The sequence below is a fragment of the Paenibacillus paludis genome (assembly GCF_042610515.1).
GTDB lineage: Bacteria > Bacillota > Bacilli > Paenibacillales > Paenibacillaceae > Paenibacillus_AQ.
The window spans coordinates 513,876-532,597 of sequence record NZ_JBGJZP010000002.1; the positions used below are offsets into that span (position 1 = coordinate 513,876).

The window sequence follows — 18,722 nt, forward strand, 5'->3', positions numbered from 1 at the left end:
ATATTCATCTGTTTACTTTTGAATCCGCTGTTTACCTACTCAGCACAAGCGAACGGTATTCCTGCGGTGTCATGTTCATGCTCTTGCGGAAGGAGCGGGTGAAGTTGGTAGCTGTTCCATAGCCCACAAGCTCGGCTACCTCCTGAATTTTGATGTCAGGATTGCCCAGCAGCTGCTTGGCTTTATTCATACGCGCACTGCTGATGTATTCGGAAAGATTGATCTCGGTAACCTGCTTGAACAGCCGGGAAAGATAAGAAGGATTAAAGAATACGAGCTCCGCCAGCCGGACCAGTGAAATTTCATCGGGATCATGCAGGTGGTCCAGAATATGCTTGTGAATAATCTGGATCACCGCTGTTGCTCTTCTTTCTTCCTCCTGGCTCTGAAGACTGAACAGCAGCTCGCCAACCTGAATCAGGTATCCGAAGGCTTCCTGCCAGGACTCGTGTTCACCGGGCTGCATGAGCTTATGCATTCCCACCTTTGCCGCCACAGTGTCTACCAGATCCCACCGGTTCATGTACGTCAGAAAAACCAGGCCGATGGCATAATACACCTCCATCGCCGGGGTGTAATGCATGCTGTCGACAGCGGCGAAAGTGAAGGCGCACTCCTGCAGGGTCTTCTCAAACTCCTCGCGCTGCCCGTGCTCCAGCTGGTCGCGAAGCTGCTCCAGCCGGGAATGGCGGAATGACGGCTTCTTGGCGCCCCATTTCTCCGCCTGCCGCATCTCCTGCCGGATCAGCTGTTTGTCGAGCAGCAGCATCCCGCTGCCCTGTCCAATCCGGTAGTTCATTAGCATCTGCAGAATAGAAAACCGGTCTGCGGCTTGTTCCCAGCTCACCGGACTGTCATCCAGCACGAACGATAGCACCTCGCCCACGGACTCACGGCAGGCCAGCTGAATCAATTCCAGATTCCCCTTGATATAGGTCAGAACCTGGTCCCATCCGTCTGCCGCAGCATGACCCGGCAAGGGTTGTATTAACCAGATGAGGTCGGATTTCTCATTCACCGTCTCCACATATACGGCATGCGCGGAAATATATTGTCCGGCAATCCGCTTGATCCGGTAGAGCTGGCTGGTTCTATAAGAATACATGGATTTGTTCTGGAAGCTGTTGACCCTGCCGAGCAGAATTAGCACGGACTCATCCGCTCGCAGCGGCAACCCCAGTTCGTCCAGCTGCTGCTGATTGATTTCCCGGATATTCAGCTGCTCGTTCAATATCCCTTTCACATAATCGTTCTGCATCATTTCACGGGTTGTGTACAGCTGTTCCTGAGCCTGCTTCAGAAGCGACTCATTTTTCAGTTCCAGCTCAATTTCCTTGACGGACTGCCCGACCACTTCAATGACCTTTTCATAGCCCTCCGTTTTCAGCAGATAGCTTACACCGTCATACTGAATGGCGGAATAAATATAAGAGAACTCATTATGGCCGGTCAGGAAAATAACTTTGCAGGTCGGCCATTTCTCCCTGATCTTGTCCAGAAGCTGCAAGCCGCTGATGCCCGGCATCCGGATATCGCTAAGGACAATATCAAACCGTGTCCGGTCAAACAGACGGACCGCCTCTTCCCCCGAATAGGCTTTATACACGTCAAGCTCCAGATTCGGCAGGTTTCTCAGAACCTCATATAATCCGTCGGCAATAATCTTCTCATCGTCCACAACCAAAAGTCTGAACATGTTATGCCCCCCTCTCCGCAAGCATAATGCGGATCGTTATCTTCAGGCCGCCAAGCCCGCTCTGCTCCAGCAGCAATCTGCTGCCTTCACCAAATTTCAGCCGGATGCGCAGATGAATATTGAGCATTCCGGTAGTTTCCACATCATTGCCAGCCAAGGATTGTCTTAGGCGAATAAGCTGTTCCTCGCTTAACTCGCTGCCGTTGTCTTCCACAATCATTTGCAGCTCATCCGCCAGATGCTGAAACCGGACCCGCAGGATCCCGTTCATTGATCTTTGCTCCAAGCCATGTTTGAACGCGTTTTCAATAAGGGGCTGCAGGATTAGCCTTGGCACCATAAGCTCGCTGATGGTTGCCGGCAGCTCACCGAATTCAATTTGATTGCGGTTGGAGAAGCGGGTGGACTGGATTTCCGCGTAGACCTTCGCATGCTTCACTTCATCGGCAAGGGTCACTTCCTCCGCATGACTCCGCGTGATGAACTGAAAATAGACGCCGAGCTGGTTGGTGAATTGCTCCAGATTCTCGTTGTCTCCAAGCCGGGCCATAGTGTTGAGAATAAAAAAGCTGTTATACAAAAAATGGGGATTAATCTGGGACTGCAGCTGTTTTAGCTCCGCCCGGTGTGTCAGAATCTGCTGTTTATAGACCTGGTCAACCAGAGACTCCAGATTCTCCAGCATGCTGTTGAAGCGGGCATAAATGTAACGGAACTCATCGTCAACATCATGATCGATCCGCACAGAGAGATCCTCATGCTCCACCCTGCGGAAGGCTTTGACCAGATGTAGCAGCGGCTTGTGGATGTACTTATAAGCGTAGAGAGAGTACATTACAATAATCATCACGGATAACGCCGCGAGCAGCAGAAACCAGTTCTTGAACTTGTCCAGCGGCGCAAAGACCGCGTTTACCGGAACATATTTGCTCAGCACTGCGTCAAAAAACGGGGAATAGGCATATACCGCCAAATAGCGGGCATTCGCGAAGTTCATCGTTCTGACCAGATTCTGTTCTGAATGTTTGGACAAGATATCCGCAATCATGGGATCGGGTCTGACTCCGCCTCTTGTGGAGATCGTATATTCCGGATTGATCAGCATGAGCAGCTCGTCGGATGAGTTCACCAGCTTCTTAAGATTCTCATTCAGCTTGCTTTTGGAAAATTCAACAGACAGGATGAATTGAGGTTTTCTGCTGCCCCCCGGTGAAGTTGTGGGATAGGCTGCACTTATGAAGAGCCTGCCGTTCATATCCCGGAGCTGCGATCCCGTTGAATCCATGGCAAGCTTCAGCCCGTCCATTTCCTCCTGATTAAAGGCAGATACGGTCAAAGCCGAGATCTTTTTCTGAACCGACGGAATGTAAGCGTACACATCAATGATGTAAGTGCTGCTGTTCCGTATCGCATTGAGCCGCTGCTGCAGTCTCAGGATACTTTCCATCCGTTCAATGTTGTTCATCGATTCGGGAATGGAGCCGAGGGCATTCAGATTGTTATCGGTCAGGCAATCATACTGCAGCAGCTGGATTCTGCGGAATTCCTGCTCCAGATTGCCAAAATATTGCGATACCTGCGAACTCATGGACCTCGAAATCTCCGACTTTAACGTATGAACGCCCCAGTTATAAATAATCATGCTGAGGATAAAAAGCGGCAGCAGAATGCAAATAAATGATAATATCAGCCTTCGAAACACATTTTTCTTCCATGGAAATTTCCTTATGTTCATTTCGCCCTCCACTCTAGTGCTGTTTTTCTTCACTTTGTTTTTTAACACATCGAAGCTTCAGAAGGCAATGTAAAATAAAAAAGCCTACTAGAACGCAGGTGTTTCCTATAAGTCTATCAAGCCTTTTCTAGATACCTTTCACGAAAAAAAGCAAAGGGAGCAGCGCCTTCTATGGCGTTCCCTTTGCTTCAACCTGCTGTATAAATACAAAATGATTTACTATAAATCCGGGCTTTTTTCCCAACACTCCATGATAAGATCTGCTGATTCTTCAATAGATGTGCTCGTAACATCAATAACCGGGCAGCGCAGACTTTTCATCAAAGCCTCGGCCTCGTTATATTCCTCCAGTACCTGAAGCTCGGATACATAGCTGGCACCCGCTCCGAGTCCAAGCATACGCAGGCGTTCTGTGCGTATTTTGATCAGGGCCTCTATATCCATCGTTAGGGCAAATAGTCTGTGTTTACGGATTTGCCACAGCTCCATAGGAGGTTTGACTCCTGGAACCAGCGGCCAGTTGGCAACCTTGTACCCCTTGTAGGCCATATACATACTAAGAGGAGTCTTCGAGGTGCGGGATACTCCGATTAACACAATGTCCGCCAGCAGCAGCCCGCGCGGGTCGCGTCCGTCATCGTACTTCACCGCGAACTCGATGGCCTCAATCCGGCGGTAATAATCTGCATTCATGTCATACAGCAATCCAGGCTTCATCAAGGGTTCAAGCTTAAAGGTGCTTTTGATGGTTTCCATCATGGGACCCATGATGTCTACTACATCTACACTCCATTCGGTGCCTTCCCTTTGTATGGCTTCGCGCAGGCCCGGCTGGACGAGCGTGTAGGCGATGAATGACTGCTCTGTATGCGCCAGCTGCACCAGTTCGGCAATTTCCTGCTCAGAATTTATCCGCTTGAAGCGGCGCACAGCAGGATTGCCAAGATCAAATTGCTGCATCGCCGCCCGGACCACCCGATCCGCCGTTTCACAGGCCGAGTCGGAGCAGATAAAGATCTGCCGCTGCTTGAACCTGTCTTTCCCCTCCGTCACCGGGCTCACTCGATTGGAAGGATTGCCGCTTCCGCCTTCTTGTTCGCCGCCTCATCCCGCGCGGAAATTACCGCTTGCGCCGCTGCCATCCGGGCATACGGTATCCGGTAAGGTGAACAGCTCACATAATCAAGTCCCGTTTGCTGGCAGAAAAAGATTGAGCTTTGATCTCCGCCATGCTCTCCGCACAGCCCTGTTTTGAGAAAGGATTTTTTCTCCTTCCCTCTGGCAACGGCCCACTCAATGAGTTTCCCCACACCCTCCTGATCCAGCATCTGAAAAGGATTCCCGGATAGAATATTTCTGTCCAGATAGCTGTTCAGAAATTTGCCTTCGGCATCGTCGCGGCTGTAACCGAACGTCATCTGTGTCAAATCATTGGTGCCGAAGGAGAAGAAATCCGCATGCTCGGCAATCTTGTCGGCCATAACAGCCGCCCGTGGCACTTCAATCATTGTGCCCACCCGGTAGGAAATCGACTTGAACGCTTCTCCGAGAACCTCTGAAGCCACTTTATCCACCAGCGCCCGCAGCTCCTTTAGCTCACGCGGGTCTCCTACCAGCGGGATCATAATTTCCGGCCGTACTTCAATTCCATTGTGTGCGGTAGTTTTGGCAGCCCGAAAAACTGCCTCGAGCTGCATATCATAGATTTCCGGGAATTGGATGCCAAGCCGGCAGCCGCGCAGGCCCAGCATTGGATTTTTTTCCTGCAGGCTACGGATTTTGGCGATCATCCGCTTCAGGCTCTTCTGCTCTTCCAAACCTCCGCCCGTCAGTTGTAATCTCCGCAGCTGTTCTCCGAGCTGCTCCAGATTGGGCAAAAATTCATGGAGCGGCGGGTCCAGCAGCCGGATGGTCATCGGCAGCCCATTCATCGCCTTGAACATATCCTCGAAATCGGACTGCTGCATGGGAAGAATGCGTTCAAGCAGGCTCAGCCGCTCCTCCCGGCTGTCGGCAAGGATCATGGACTGCACTGTGGGCAGCCGGGTGCCCGTGAAGAACATATGCTCCGTCCGGCATAGCCCTATACCCTCAGCTCCCAGCTCCCGTGAGATGCGGGCATCCTGCGGGGTATCTGCATTTGCGTAAATCTTCAGTTCCCTGATCTCATCAGCCAGACCCAGCAGCTTCAGCAGCTCGGGAGTCATCTCCGGATCGCTCAGCGGCACGTCCCCGGCATATACACGGCCGGAAGTGCCGTCAATAGAGAGGACATCTCCTTCTTTCAGGATGTGATCACCCAAATAAATGATCCGCTGCTCCGCATCTATAGACAGCTGATCGCATCCGCAAACGCAGGGCTTACCCATGCCTCTTGCCACAACAGCCGCATGGCTGGTCATTCCTCCCCGGGCGGTAAGCACACCTTCGGCGGCGAGGATGCCATGAATATCCTCAGGCGATGTTTCTGCGCTGACGAGCATAACTCGGCTTCCGTTCTGCTTCCATGCCTCTGCCGTTTCCGCATCCAGCGCGATCATCCCGGATGCTCCACCAGGCGAAGCTGGAAGTCCGATAGCCAAGGGCTTCAGCTCCTCAAGCGGAGCGATGGAACGGTGCAACAGCTGGTCCAGATGGCCCGCATCAATCCTGCGGACAGCTTCTTCCTTTGTGATCTCGCCCTCTTCGTACAGATCAACGGCAATTTTCACTGCCGCCTGGGCTGTGCGCTTGCCGCTGCGGGTCTGAAGCAGGTACAGTGTCCGATTTTCAATTGTAAATTCGATATCCTGCATATCCCTGTAGTGCGCCTCCAGGCCGGATGCCAAGGCGGCAAGATGATCGTAGACCTCAGGCATGTCTTCCCGCAGCTCCGCCAGCCTGCGGGGTGTCCGGAGACCGGCCACCACATCTTCACCCTGGGCATTAATCAGATACTCGCCATACAGTTCTTTGGCTCCGGTGGACGGGTTACGCGTGAACAGAACGCCAGTCCCAGAGTCCTCTCCTTTGTTGCCAAAGACCATCGCCTGCACATTCACTGCAGTTCCCTGATCATGTGGAATGGAGTAAAGCCTGCGGTAGACTTTGGCCCGCGCATTATTCCAACTGCGGAACACCGCCCGGACAGCCATATTCAGCTGCTGGTAGACATCCTGGGGGAAGTCGATTCCGCTGTGCTCCTTAACCAGCAGCTGGTAGACATCGGTTAATTGCTTCCATTCCCCGGCGGTTATCTCCCCGTCGCTCTCACGGCCTGCATGGATCTTAAGGTTCTCCAATTGCTGGCTGAACAGTAGGGAGGGGATGCCGAGCACGATCTCGCCGAACATCGCGATGAGCCGGCGGTAGCAGTCATAGGCAAAACTTTCACTTGCAGTCTGCCGGGCCAGCCCCAGAACGGTTTCATCATTCAGGCCCAAGTTCAGGATCGTGTCCATCATACCCGGCATGGATGTGACCGAACCGGAGCGGACGGATACCATAAGCGGCTGATTGGCGTCACCGAACCGACTATCCTTCACTTTTTCCAAGGTGGAAATTGCCCTTCTGATCTCGGACTGCAGTTCACCGGACAATTGCCCCCCTTGCTTGTAATAGCTTTTGCAAGCATCCGTCGTGATCGTAAATCCCGGCGGAATGGGCAGCCCCAGTGCTGTCATCTCAGCCAGGTTCCCGCCCTTTCCTCCCAAGAGTTTGACCATAGAGGCATTTCCTTCTTCAAACAGGTAGACCTGCTTCTCTGTAATTTGTTCAGCCGACATCTTTGTATTTCCTCCTCTACAGCAACTCTTATTATTGCCGGAATACGTTTCTAATCAGAAATCAGTTCACACCCGTGAGCAGATTTTTTCTGGCTGCACCGCTTTTGAACGCTGCCTGGGCAACGGCCATGCGGATTCTTTCAACCACCCGCGGATCAAAGGCATCCGGAATGATATATTTCTCATGAAGCTCGGACGGATCAATAACCGAGGAAATCGCCTCTGCTGCCGCCAGCTTCATTTCATCATTAATATCCATGGCTTCACAATCCAGCGCGCCTCTGAAAATACCGGGAAAGCACAATACATTGTTAATCTGGTTCGGATAGTCGGAGCGGCCTGTCGCCATTACTCTTACATGCGGCGCAGCGATAGCGGGATCAATTTCCGGGGTTGGATTCGCCATGGCGAACACGATCGGATCTTTGGCCATATTCAACACATCATCCAGTTTCAGCACTCCCGGTGCAGAAACCCCGATAAAGACATCCGCGCCTTTGATTACATCCGACAGCCCGCCGGTTTCGAGGCCCGGATTCGTGATTTGGGCAAAATCGCTCCAATGGGTCCGGTTATAGGTCTCAAGCCGGTTAATGGCACCCTCCCGGTCCACTCCGATCAGGTTCACGGCCCCTGCGTGCAGCAGCATTTTGGAAACGGAGATGCCTGCTGCACCTACGCCGTTCACCACGATTTTGACATCCTTGATATTTTTGCCGCATACCTTTAGCGCGTTCAGCAATCCGGCAAGCACTACGATGGCCGTACCGTGCTGGTCATCATGAAATACCGGGATATCCAGCTCATTTCTCAATCTCTCTTCGATCTCAAAGCAGCGGGGAGAGGAAATATCTTCAAGATTAATGCCTCCGAATGTAGGGGCGAGCGCCTTCACAATAGCGATTATTTCTTCCGTATCTTTAGTATCGAGGCAGATTGGCACGGCGTCGACATTCGCGAACTGCTTGAACAGTGCCGCTTTTCCTTCCATTACCGGCATGGCCGCTTTCGGCCCAATATCCCCGAGGCCCAGCACAGCGGTTCCATCAGATATGACAGCCACGGTGTTTTTCTTCGTTGTCAATTCATAGGCCTGAGCCTGATCCTGTGCAATCGCCTGACAGACCTTTGCCACACCCGGCGTGTATACTTTGGACAAGTCGTCTTTGGTCCGGATCGGATTTTTCAAGGTTGTTTCGAGCTTTCCGCCTTTGTGCAGAAGCATGATTTCTTCCAATAATTCCACAATATCTCCTCCGCTCAACTGGTTTACCGCTTTTTCAATCCACTTCTGATCCTCCGGCTGCTCTACGGAAATTACGACATCGGCAGCGGTCAGGTCCGTGTGAAGCTCCTTCAGCTCTGCATTTAGCACAGTGCCTTTATAGTTCTCGGCGATGCTCACCAGGCTCGCAAGATAATCGCTGTTGCTGCGGTACTGGACACGAAGCGTAAACACATGAGATTTTCCGCTAAGTTGATTCATACTAATCGCCTCCTGCATGATGTTTTGCCATGACTTGCGTTAATCAGCCACCCCATACCGAGATGAGCAGCGTTGCTGCAACAACCGTGATCGCTCCTCCGATACGTGTGGAAATCTGAGCGAACGGCATCAGTTCCATACGCCCGGATGCTGACAGGATCGCCACATCGCCCGTTCCGCCGAGACCGCCGCGGCATCCGGTTACTATCGCCGCTTCCACGGGGTACATATTAACCCATTTGCCGATAAAATAGCCGGTGAGAATCATCGCGGCGATAACGGTAGCGCAGACGATAATATAAGGAATCGAGATCAGGGCAGCCACATCCTCCAGCGGAATGTACAACATGCCAAGTCCCACCATGAGAGGCCAAGTTAATGTCCCGGAGACAAATTTGTAGAGCTGATAAGCGCCTTGCTCAATTTTAGCCGGCAGCAGCTTCAATACTTTCAGCAGCGCTGCTGCAAAGATCATCAGGATCGGACCCGGGATGCCGATGAATGGCGACAGCAAGTGTCCGGTAATAAATAATCCGCAGGCGAAGAGCAGTCCGGCGCCCATTAGCAGGAAGTCGGGTTTTTCACTATCATAGGTGCTTCCGCCCAGCTTCTGGCCGTCTTTCGATTTCACCAGAACGCCATTGCCGGTAATTGACGGATTTTTATCGGCCATTTTCTTGAGCAGCCCCGCTCCGATAATTGCGAACACATTGCCGATAACCGCCGCCGGAATCATTTGGGCCACATAGGAACCGGATTCGCCGCCGAGAATCTGCGAGAATGCGATGGACAGCGGGAGGATTCCTTCACCGACACCGCCGCCTATAATGGGCACGATAATGTAGAACAAGGTACGGTGCGCGCTGTAGCCGAGCAGCATGCCCACGCCCAGACCCGCGCCTACCGCAACAATGGTTCCGGCCATCATCGGGATAAAGATGCGAATGAAGCCGCTGATTAATGTAGTGCGGTTCATTCCGGTAATACTTCCAGCTACCAGAATTGAAATATACAGATAGAGAAAGTTCGACGTCTTCATCAGTGTGTTGACCGATTCGGTAACCGAAGGGTCGAGCACATTCCAGAACACTAGGAACGACGGAATCATTAGCGAAAGGATTGCAGGGCCTCCGATATTTTTCAGAACCGGAAGCTTGAAACCAAGATCACTGAGCAGTACGCCCAAGACGATAATTACCGCAAATCCGCCGATCATATCGTTTGGCAGTTCGCCGAGTACAGATGCCGCAAATATGATGAGTGCAAATACCACATACAGCGGAAGCGGAATGACACCCACCTTTAAATGCGTGACCCGCTGTGCAAAGCCTTTTTTTCCTTGCTTCAGTACATGCTGCTCATCCGGTACTGCAAGTGGCGGTTGAATTGCTTTTTGCATGTTATCCTTACCTCCTTAACTCTTTTACAAATTCATCATAGCTGCTTTGAAAGCGCTTTTGTTTTTGTGTAAATAATGAAGAGGTTTTGTAAATTATTAAAGTAAGCGCTATCAAAAAATACGGATGTGAACAAGGGGGTAAAGAAAAAGCCCCCGCTGCGATTTCGCAGCAGGAGCTTCCAATCCTGTTAAATGTATTGGGTAACCAGCGTTTTGCCATTGGGGGCGATCCTGTATTTCTGTACCGGCCTGCCCACACTACCGTAGACCAGATCCATTTCCAGCACACCCATCTCCGTCAGCCCGACCAAATACTTACCGGCAGAAACTCTGGAAATTCCTGACATCACTGAAATGTCCTCCGCAGAAAAATACTCCAAATCGCAGGTCTCTACCGCTCTCCAGATGGTCTGCAGTGTCTGACGCGTGAATCCCTTGGCCAGCTCCTGTGAAGCCGCCCGCTCCTGCTTGAATCTGGACAGCTTGTCCAGCTCAGACTGGTTCAGCCGTTCCTGTGTGCGGAACAACCGGTTCTGCTCCTTGTATCCGTTCAGCGCTGCACGGAATCTGGAGAATTCAAACGGCTTAATCAAATAGTCCACAGCTCCGTTTTGCAGAGCCTCCTGGATGCTTCCCTTGTCGCTGGCCGCCGAAATAACGATGACATCAATCCTTAAGCCTCTCCGCCGAATCTCGGACAGCAGCTCCAGCCCGTTGCTCTCTTTCATGTAAATATCCAGCAGAATCAGGTCATAGGAATTCTCCCTCAGCATGTCCAGCACCTCCTCTGCAGAGCTGGCCCAGCCTTCGGCACAGAATCCTTCAACCTGCTGCAAGTAAAATTTATTCATCTCCGAAACCATCGGATCATCTTCAACAATAAGTACCTTTATCATAGTTAGTTATCATCACTCTTCGCAATATAGGGTAACTGCACAGTAAACTCGGTTCCTTCACCTTCCCGGCTTTCCCAATGAATCGTTCCGCCCAGCTTGGCCACGCTCCGGTGCACCAGATACAACCCGATGCCCCGGTCCTTGCCTTTGGTGGAATAGCCCTGTTCATACAGGTGATCTCCGTTTTCGACGGAAATACCTGTACCATTGTCGACAACCTTGAGTGTAAGCCGGCTGTCCTCATGCCGGAATCCAATCTCTATCAGCTTGTTGCCTGCACCTTGCACAGCCTCCAGGGCATTATCCAGCAGGTTGCCGGCTATAGTGACCAGTTCCCGGGATACTTCGTGATTGGCAGACTCGGGCAGCATACCGTCGTCCAGAATGACCAAACGCACATCCGCCTCCCTGATCCGGCTGAGCTTTCCCAGCAGAAATCCGACCATAACCGGGTCTTTGACCAGTCTGACCACAGAGTCCGCCTCTGTCTGGATACTAAGCACAATATCCGTCAGATATTCTTCCAGCCGGTCGTAGCTGCGCATATTGGTCAGCCCCATGATCACGTGCAGCTTGTTCATAAATTCATGAGTCTGGGCACGCAGCGCCTCCGCATACAGAGATATCCCCGAAAGCCTCTCCATCAGAAGACTGATTTCGGTCTTGTCCCGAAAAGTGGCAATGGCTCCTTCGATGATTCCGTTCACCCTTACCGGAACCACATTCACCAGCAGCGTAATGCCGCTCTGCTCCACTTCCTTATCCTGCAAAGGCTCGCCATTATTCAGCACTTTCTCCATCCGCAGGAGGGGCCAGAATTGATCCACCTGCCTGTTGAGCGGGTCCTGGCTCATGCCGACGCTGCCCATCAGCCTTCGCGCCTCTGCATTAACCAAGGTGATGCGGGACTCTTTGTCTACTGCCAAAATCCCTTCCTTGGTGGATTGAAGCATGGCGCTCCGCTCCTCCAGCAATTTGGCGATTTCCCCTGGCTCCATACCAAACATCATCCGCTTTATTTTGCGTGCCAGCAGCACAGCCCCGGCGATGCCCATAAGTCCGCCAACCAGTATCCCCGAGTAGATGATCCACTGATTCTGCTTTACGGCTGAGTGGACGCTGCCAAGTGAAATCCCCACGGCCACTGCACCGATCAGCTTGTGATCTGGTCCGAGTATAGGTGAAAACGCTCTCACAGAATAACCCAGTGAACCTTGGGCAATGGAGATTTTCTCCTTACCGTGCAATGCATCTGTCTCATCCCCTCCCATGAAATGCTTGCCGATCAAAGCAGCATCGGGATGGGAACGGCGAATCCCCTGCATGTTCATAACAACAACAAACTGGACGTTATTAATGGCGCTGATTTCGGTTGCGTAATCCTGAATGCTGCCGGAATCCGAATTTTCCAGTAGACCGTTAATAACAACCGGTGTGCGCGAAACGGTGCGGGCAATGGTTATAGCCTTGTTCTCCAACGATTCCTGGGCTTGCCGGGAGAACTTCATGCCAAACATCACATACACAATCAGCAGGACGAGGGCGACGATCAGGCAGATCATCAGGGTGATTGTTGTCTGAAGGCGCAATCTCATTTTTCCAATTCTCACACTGTTCCACCTTCAAGAAATTTTTCTAGATTATAACGCAAAAGTTCTGAAAGCGCGATACTCCCTCTTCTTAAATCTTTTAGAATCATCTTTACTGGATGAATATTTTCAAAGAATATCCACATAAAGTGAGCTGGTTAGCTCTACTGTTCTATATACTAGAATAAAATCTGCACTTTGGGCAGAAGAACCCATAAACCACAAACGGGTTCAGCGGATTAGGCAGCGTGAGGGGCTGCAGCCGCGTAAGGATGGAGATACGAAAGACCACCGGGCAGCCCCGCTCATCCAGCAGAAAACCTGCTGAAGAGAGAGACAATTCCATGCAGAGGCTCCCTTGCAAAAGCTCGTCACGGACATCACCTATTTGCCGTTTGGTGGTAAGAGGTTGTACTTCTCCAGCATTCTGGATCTGTACAACGGAGAGATTGTGGCTTACAGTATAGCGGACAAGCAAGTCACATCTTTGATCCTTGTTACGCTGAGTCAAATTCTAAAACGGACAAGATGCTGCTTCACAGTGACCAGGGCAGCGTATATACATCAGGCCTATCACGCTGCGAGAAAGAGAAAAGGCAAACGGGATGCAGTCCCAAAAGCTTGGATCACTACGGTCATATTATTTACTTGAAGGGCTTAATCTATGGATCTGTCTTTTCACTTTACTCACATATGCTCCGATAACAACATCTTGCGAAAGATCCAATAGCCTGCCATTTATCGTTACATTCTCAAACCTCACGTTCTCTACCCTGCGGGCTTCATCATAGCCTGCTATATGGGATGGATTAGTGCAACTGCCGGAATAGCATATATTTCGGAATAGAATATTCCGGATGATCTTACCGGGAGCTGGATTGTATTTGAGGTTCTGAAGCACTCTCACGTTAAACAACTCTCCGAGTTCAAAAGGTTCAATGCGTATATCCTCGTAAGTAACATTCTGTACCGTGTTATTGTCACCCGCATTGATCGCCAGACATCCCCAATAGTCCGGCTGAGGCTCGTGATGTTCAAGGATATCGATATCGTGGAATAGAATATCTTCAATCACATCCCCATTGCCTTCATGGTTGCCGTGCGTCCCGATATTGGCCGGATGGGCTACATCCGCCCAAAGAATCGAACGGGTAACGGCAACTCTGCGGGTATCGCCCTGGTAATCGCCGCGCGAGGCATAGATGGCGATACAATCATCCGAGGTGCGGAGAAATACACTGTCGATCTTCACATCCGAGCAAGCCATCATATCTATGCCGTCAGACCAGCCGCGGGTACTGAAGGTTTTGATATTCCGGATGTCGATTCGCTCTGATTGTCCCAGCAGAACCGTATAATGGGGAGGATCAATAACCGTAATGCCTTCAATGGAGATGTTCCGGGAATAGCTGATCTCCACGCCGCGGTAATAGGTCGTCTTCTCGAAATCCGACATATACAGAACCCCTCTGCCGCGAATCTGCACATCATGGACATGACTGCAAATAAAACCGCCATAGATTACAGCGCCGCCCGCGACATAAATCAACGTATTGGAGGGTACTTCAAGCCGGGCTGGATCCAAGCGGTGAATGCCGGGTGCAAAATAAACCACCTTGGGTTTCTCCGCCGCAGGCAAACTAGCCAGGATCTCCTGGATTTCTGCTGTGACATGGGTTCCCGGTTCCAGAGTAAGCACTTCCGGACCGGCGATAGCCGGGATATTCTCATCCATTGGATTGGCGAAAATATGCAGGTTGTGGAACCGTTCCCCGTCCGCTTCCAAGGATAGCTGCCGCGGGCCATCCAGCCGGAGCAGCATCACATTCCCTTCGCATTCACAATTTATATCCGCCGATAGAGGACGGACAACAGCTTCCTTGACGATTCCGTCATTCTTCACAATCTCCAGTTCCACCGGCCCGGAACAATCAAACGAGACCATGGAGGCATTGCGCACTTCATGCATATCGACCTTCACATTGTGGCAGAACAAGGGCTGCCATTCCCCCTGCGGCCTGCGGACCTTCACCGAGAAATCCGGGTTTCCAGCGGCACCTTCCGGCACCGGATATACTACCAGCTCTGTATTTGCTTCCTGCATAATGTTAGACTCCCTCCGGCATAGTGAGGAGACCGGCTTAGAAGCAGACACGTTCTCCGTGTACCGCTTAAGCCGGTCTTCCGTTTCTCACACTATATAGATTGAACTGAGAAGTTTAGAGTAAAGGTTCAGTCGCAACTGCGGGGAATGTTTGGACTTCCGGCCGCTGTTGTCTTCGGATTTCTTGATTATGACTGCTGTACGCGGTTGAAATCCGAAGACTGCTTATGCTTTCGAAGCGAGCTTTCCTACGGAAAGCTTCCAGGCGGTCGCTATCGCTCCTCCAGTTCCAAACTTCCCCTCCGTCGCTCCGCTCCCTTTCCTCAAGTTTCAAGTTCAATCTATATAAGTTCATTTTACTTGCTGCGCTCCTCATAAATCTTTTGTGCTTCATCAAGTTCCGTCTGGCCGCCGGAATTGAGCCACTGGGACCGGAAATCATCAAAGTCTTTATCCGTATTGGATTCGCCGGAGATGGCCTTGATATAATACTGCGCCTGAAGTGTATTCAGGATGGCCTCGTACTGCGCTTTCGTTGTCATCACCGTTGACTGCATCAGATCGGTTAGGACCGTCAGTCCCTCCACATTCGTCAGTTTTTCCTTGTAAGCAAGCTTTTCCGGGGAATAGTGGTGCTTCATCATCGAATTGACCTTGCCGCCAAAAGGATTGTAGAAGCCGGTACCTAACTCACCCATCAATTCCGTTCCCGTTGCCGCTTCTGTAATTACCGCCAGATCACCTTCCAGATTATAAGAGTTTCCTTTTTCTCCAAAGGCTGTGGTCAGATAACCTTCATCATCGCTAGTGACATATTCAAGAATCTGCAAAATTCTGATCCGTTTGGCTTCATCCTTCTCAAGCTGTGCGCCGAATAACAGTGGCGGCTGCAATGCTCCGTTTGCCATGGCATATTTCTTGCCATCCGGACCGGTGAACGGGACCCCTGGAACCAGTTCAATGCCCTTATCCTTAGAGACCAGGCCAAAATAACCGTCATCATATAAATGATGCCACATTCCGGTCTCGATAAGGCCGGTGCGCAGGCTGATAAATTTGGTTTGAATTTCGCCGTTGCCGTCCGTAATAAACTCGGGATCGATAATGCCTGCTTTATACCATTTATTCAGCAGCTTCAGCGCATTGCGTGCTTCCTCCGTAACCGCACCATAGGTCACTTTGCCATCGGCGTCCAGTTTAAACTGGTAAGGAGCTACACCGTAAGCCGAGAACACTGTATTGAACAGCTGTGCCTGGGCATCCTTGCCGCGTCCTGTTAGGCCATACGTGTCTTTTTTGCCGTTGCCGTCGGGATCATTATTCGTGAATTTGGTCAGAACATCTTCAAGCTCTGTAAGATCTTTGGGCGGCTCGCTGTATCCGACGGCCTTCAGCCATTGCCCGTTGAAGGCGGGAACAAAGCCCGTTGCACCTTCGCCCCATACCTTTGGCACACCCCAGTTTTTCCCGTTGTAACTACCAGGGTCCCAGGCGTTGGGATCAACGCTCTCCACATCCGCCGTATATTTAGGCATGTATTGCTTAATCTCCTCTTTGGAAATGCTGGCAAGGATGCCCTGATCCGCCCATTGCACCATATCGCCTACAGTGCCGTCCACGGATATAATGTCGGGGATTTCACCGGAGGCCAGCATTACGTTAAATTGTTCTTTCCAGGTTGCTGTCTCAAAGGTAACATTCTTAAACTTGACATTAAATTTCTGTTCCAGAAACTTCTGGACATAATTGTTGTCCGCTTTCGGTTTGTTCCAGTTGTTGGCGAGCGTAATTTCAATCGGTGCTTCTTTGCCGGCATTTGCGGCTTCTCCCGCATTGTTTTCTTTAGCCGCCTTATTGTTCCCATTGCTGCTGCAACCGCTCACAATCAGCGATACTGACATGGCCAGCCCCAGCATACCGGTGACAAGCTTCTTTTTATTCATTTCTAATAGCCTCCCTTTTGATCGTTAGCAATTTTATAATTTCATCAAACCGCCGTGAAAGACAGCTTGAGCAAACACCGGTTAACCTTTAAGCGATCCCACCATGGTTCCTTTGACAAAATACTTTTGCAGGAACGGATAGACAATAATGATCGGCAGCGCCGTGAACATCAGGGTAGCCGCTTTAATCGGCTCTGCATAACCCAGTTCAGAGCCCTTAACATCGTTCGCAAACAGGGAGAGATTCTCTCCGGTGATAACCACCCGTCTCAGGAAAGTCTGCAGCACCTGTTTGGAGGGGTCCTGTATGTAGAGAACCGCGTCAAACCAGGCGTTCCAATGTCCTACCGCCGACCATAGCGACAATGTGGCAATGACGGGCAGCGATAACGGAAGCACAAGCTGAAACAGAATGCGCAGATCATTGGCTCCATCAATTTTAGCCGAATCCTCAAGCTCGTCGGGAATCTCCTGAAAGAAATTGCGCAGAATGAGCATGGAGAAGGTGCTGATGAGACCGGGAATAATATAGACCAGACGCGAATTCAGCAGTCCCAGGGACTTGATCAGGAAATACGAAGGAATCATCCCTCCGCTGAAAAACATCGTGAACACAATTATCATTGTGTACATATTGCGGTGCGGCAAGTATTTACGGGAGAGCGGGTAAGCACCAAATGACATGAACAGGATGGAACAAATGGTTCCAACTACGGTACGAAAAAGTGTGTTTCCGAACCCCGTCCAGATATCAGGATTGCCCAGTACTTTCTCCCAGGCGAATAATGAGACCTTCTGCGGGTACAAATGGATTCCCAGTCTCAAAGCTTCCGCCGGTGTGCTGAACGATATGGAGAGCATATGGACGAACGGATACAACATGACGATACATAAGATGATCATAAAAGTAATTAAACAGGCCTGAAAAAGGGTACTACCCCAACTATGTTTCACTGCTTTATCCTCCTATCCGGTTTTTCCGTTTAAAAGATGCCTTGCTGTCCCAGCTTTTTAGAAATAAAGTTCGTAGTCAGCACCAGAGCAAAAGCGATCACATTCTTGAACAAGCCGACCGCCGTCGTCAGGCTGAACTGGAAGTTCTGCAAGCCAACCCTGTAAACATAGGTGTCCAGAATATCTGCCACACTATAGGTCGCAGGTGAATAGAGGTTAAGAATCTGATCAAATCCGGCATCCAGCACACTGCCAATCCGCAGAATAAACATCAGGATAATGACCGGTAAAATCGTCGGTAGTGTAATACTGAGGGTCTGCCTCCAGCGGCTGGCTCCGTCCATGACGGCAGCTTCGTACATTTCGGGCTGTATTCCGGCGAGCGCGGCCAAATAAATGATCGTCCCCCAGCCCACTTCTTTCCATATCCCCGAGGTTACCAGCGTGAAGCGGAAATAATTAGGATTGCCCAGGAAATAAACCGGCTCTAGTCCCACAAGCTGCAGCAGGTAATTCACCACACCGCTCGACGGGGACAGCAAGGTGATCAGAATTCCCGAGAGAATGACCCAGGAAAAAAAGTGCGGCAGATACGTCAGCGACTGCGCAACCCTTTTGAAGGTGCTTGAGCGGATCTCGTTGATCAGCAGCGCGAGTATAATCGGTGCGGGAAAGCCGAAGGCAATATGCAGAAAACTGATCGTAACCGTATTCTTCAAAATCCGCAGAAAATCAGGGGACTGAAAGAACAGGAACTCGAAATGCTTGAGGCCGACCCACGGGCTGCCCCAGATGCCATCCATAATCCTAAAATCCTTAAAAGCCAGTTGAATACCGTACATCGGGGCGTAGGCAAACACTGCGTACCAAATCATCACCGGAGCGAGCAGCAGAAACAGGTATCTGCATTTTTTGTACTCTCTCCAGGTTGCTGCAATTCTCGACGGCCGGGCATGGTACAATTTCTTCCCTCCGTCAATTTCCGGACGATTCACCGGGTTCATGTTGACTGCTCCTTTCCAAAATCCAAAATCCCTCAAACCACATTCCCATCTTAGGGTCCTGAAAGCGCTTTTTCCATTGCAACTTCATTCGAATCCTTATAAAATCTTTCACTTCTGCCCTTAAAAGCATAAAAAAAGGCCGTTGACTGGAA

The 18,722-nt window shown here is 50.8% G+C and carries 12 protein-coding genes and 1 pseudogene; 1 reads left to right on the plus strand and 12 read right to left on the minus strand.

Annotation, left to right across the window (positions count from 1 at the left end; translation table 11 throughout):
* Nucleotides 1–31 precede the first annotated feature (31 nt).
* From ACAN56_RS05700 to dcuS, 8 genes are all read right to left on the minus strand, one after another.
* A complete protein-coding gene (locus tag ACAN56_RS05700; protein ID WP_379141069.1) occupies nucleotides 32–1,696 on the minus strand; it encodes a response regulator transcription factor in 1,665 nt (554 codons plus the stop codon).
* 1 nt (nucleotide 1,697) lies between these two features.
* Nucleotides 1,698–3,431, minus strand: coding sequence for a sensor histidine kinase (locus ACAN56_RS05705; protein WP_379141071.1), 1,734 nt, complete (start codon nucleotides 3,429–3,431; stop codon nucleotides 1,698–1,700).
* Nucleotides 3,432–3,650: 219 nt separating this feature from the next.
* On the minus strand, nucleotides 3,651–4,484 hold the full coding sequence (locus ACAN56_RS05710) for a pyruvate, water dikinase regulatory protein (RefSeq protein ID WP_379141073.1): 834 nt from the start codon (nucleotides 4,482–4,484) through the stop codon (nucleotides 3,651–3,653).
* 5 nt (nucleotides 4,485–4,489) lie between these two features.
* A complete protein-coding gene (gene ppdK / locus ACAN56_RS05715; protein WP_379141075.1) occupies nucleotides 4,490–7,195 on the minus strand; it encodes a pyruvate, phosphate dikinase in 2,706 nt (901 codons plus the stop codon).
* A gap of 61 nt (nucleotides 7,196–7,256) precedes the next feature.
* A complete protein-coding gene (locus ACAN56_RS05720) occupies nucleotides 7,257–8,420 on the minus strand; it encodes an NAD(P)-dependent malic enzyme (protein WP_379141422.1) in 1,164 nt (387 codons plus the stop codon).
* A gap of 304 nt (nucleotides 8,421–8,724) precedes the next feature.
* Nucleotides 8,725–10,080 carry a 2-hydroxycarboxylate transporter family protein gene (locus ACAN56_RS05725; RefSeq protein ID WP_083675915.1) on the minus strand — a complete coding sequence of 452 codons (1,356 nt, stop codon included), beginning with the start codon at nucleotides 10,078–10,080 and terminating at the stop codon, nucleotides 8,725–8,727.
* 188 nt (nucleotides 10,081–10,268) lie between these two features.
* Nucleotides 10,269–10,976: a response regulator gene (locus ACAN56_RS05730; protein ID WP_379141078.1), complete on the minus strand. Its 708-nt coding sequence runs from the start codon at nucleotides 10,974–10,976 to the stop codon at nucleotides 10,269–10,271.
* A gap of 2 nt (nucleotides 10,977–10,978) precedes the next feature.
* On the minus strand, nucleotides 10,979–12,586 hold the full coding sequence (dcuS, locus tag ACAN56_RS05735) for a DcuS/MalK family sensor histidine kinase (RefSeq protein WP_379141080.1): 1,608 nt from the start codon (nucleotides 12,584–12,586) through the stop codon (nucleotides 10,979–10,981).
* Nucleotides 12,587–12,899: 313 nt separating this feature from the next.
* Here dcuS and ACAN56_RS05740 point away from each other — a divergent pair.
* A pseudogene (locus ACAN56_RS05740) lies at nucleotides 12,900–13,032 on the plus strand (IS3 family transposase); the annotation flags it as partial.
* A 173-nt stretch (nucleotides 13,033–13,205) separates the two neighbouring features.
* Here the strand turns inward: ACAN56_RS05740 and ACAN56_RS05745 are convergent.
* From ACAN56_RS05745 to ACAN56_RS05760, 4 genes are all read right to left on the minus strand, one after another.
* Nucleotides 13,206–14,669 (minus strand): glycosyl hydrolase family 28 protein, encoded by a 1,464-nt coding sequence (locus ACAN56_RS05745; protein ID WP_379141082.1) that lies wholly within the window; start codon nucleotides 14,667–14,669, stop codon nucleotides 13,206–13,208.
* A 356-nt stretch (nucleotides 14,670–15,025) separates the two neighbouring features.
* On the minus strand, nucleotides 15,026–16,612 hold the full coding sequence (locus tag ACAN56_RS05750; RefSeq protein WP_379141084.1) for an extracellular solute-binding protein: 1,587 nt from the start codon (nucleotides 16,610–16,612) through the stop codon (nucleotides 15,026–15,028).
* Nucleotides 16,613–16,693: 81 nt separating this feature from the next.
* Nucleotides 16,694–17,566 (minus strand): carbohydrate ABC transporter permease, encoded by an 873-nt coding sequence (locus ACAN56_RS05755; protein ID WP_379141086.1) that lies wholly within the window; start codon nucleotides 17,564–17,566, stop codon nucleotides 16,694–16,696.
* Nucleotides 17,567–17,595: 29 nt separating this feature from the next.
* Nucleotides 17,596–18,570 (minus strand): ABC transporter permease, encoded by a 975-nt coding sequence (locus ACAN56_RS05760; protein ID WP_379141088.1) that lies wholly within the window; start codon nucleotides 18,568–18,570, stop codon nucleotides 17,596–17,598.
* Nucleotides 18,571–18,722: the final 152 nt, after the last annotated feature.

Coding starts and splice junctions, on each gene's coding strand:
- ACAN56_RS05700 (WP_379141069.1), bottom strand. CDS start 1,696: ATGTTCAGACTTTTGGTTGTGGACGATGAGAAGATTATTGCCGACGGA.
- ACAN56_RS05705 (WP_379141071.1), bottom strand. CDS start 3,431: ATGAACATAAGGAAATTTCCATGGAAGAAAAATGTGTTTCGAAGGCTG.
- ppdK (WP_379141075.1), bottom strand. CDS start 7,195: ATGTCGGCTGAACAAATTACAGAGAAGCAGGTCTACCTGTTTGAAGAA.
- ACAN56_RS05720 (WP_379141422.1), bottom strand. CDS start 8,420: ATGCTTCTGCACAAAGGCGGAAAGCTCGAAACAACCTTGAAAAATCCG.
- ACAN56_RS05725 (WP_083675915.1), bottom strand. CDS start 10,080: ATGCAAAAAGCAATTCAACCGCCACTTGCAGTACCGGATGAGCAGCAT.
- ACAN56_RS05730 (WP_379141078.1), bottom strand. CDS start 10,976: ATGATAAAGGTACTTATTGTTGAAGATGATCCGATGGTTTCGGAGATG.
- ACAN56_RS05745 (WP_379141082.1), bottom strand. CDS start 14,669: ATGCAGGAAGCAAATACAGAGCTGGTAGTATATCCGGTGCCGGAAGGT.
- ACAN56_RS05750 (WP_379141084.1), bottom strand. CDS start 16,612: ATGAATAAAAAGAAGCTTGTCACCGGTATGCTGGGGCTGGCCATGTCA.
- ACAN56_RS05760 (WP_379141088.1), bottom strand. CDS start 18,570: ATGAACCCGGTGAATCGTCCGGAAATTGACGGAGGGAAGAAATTGTAC.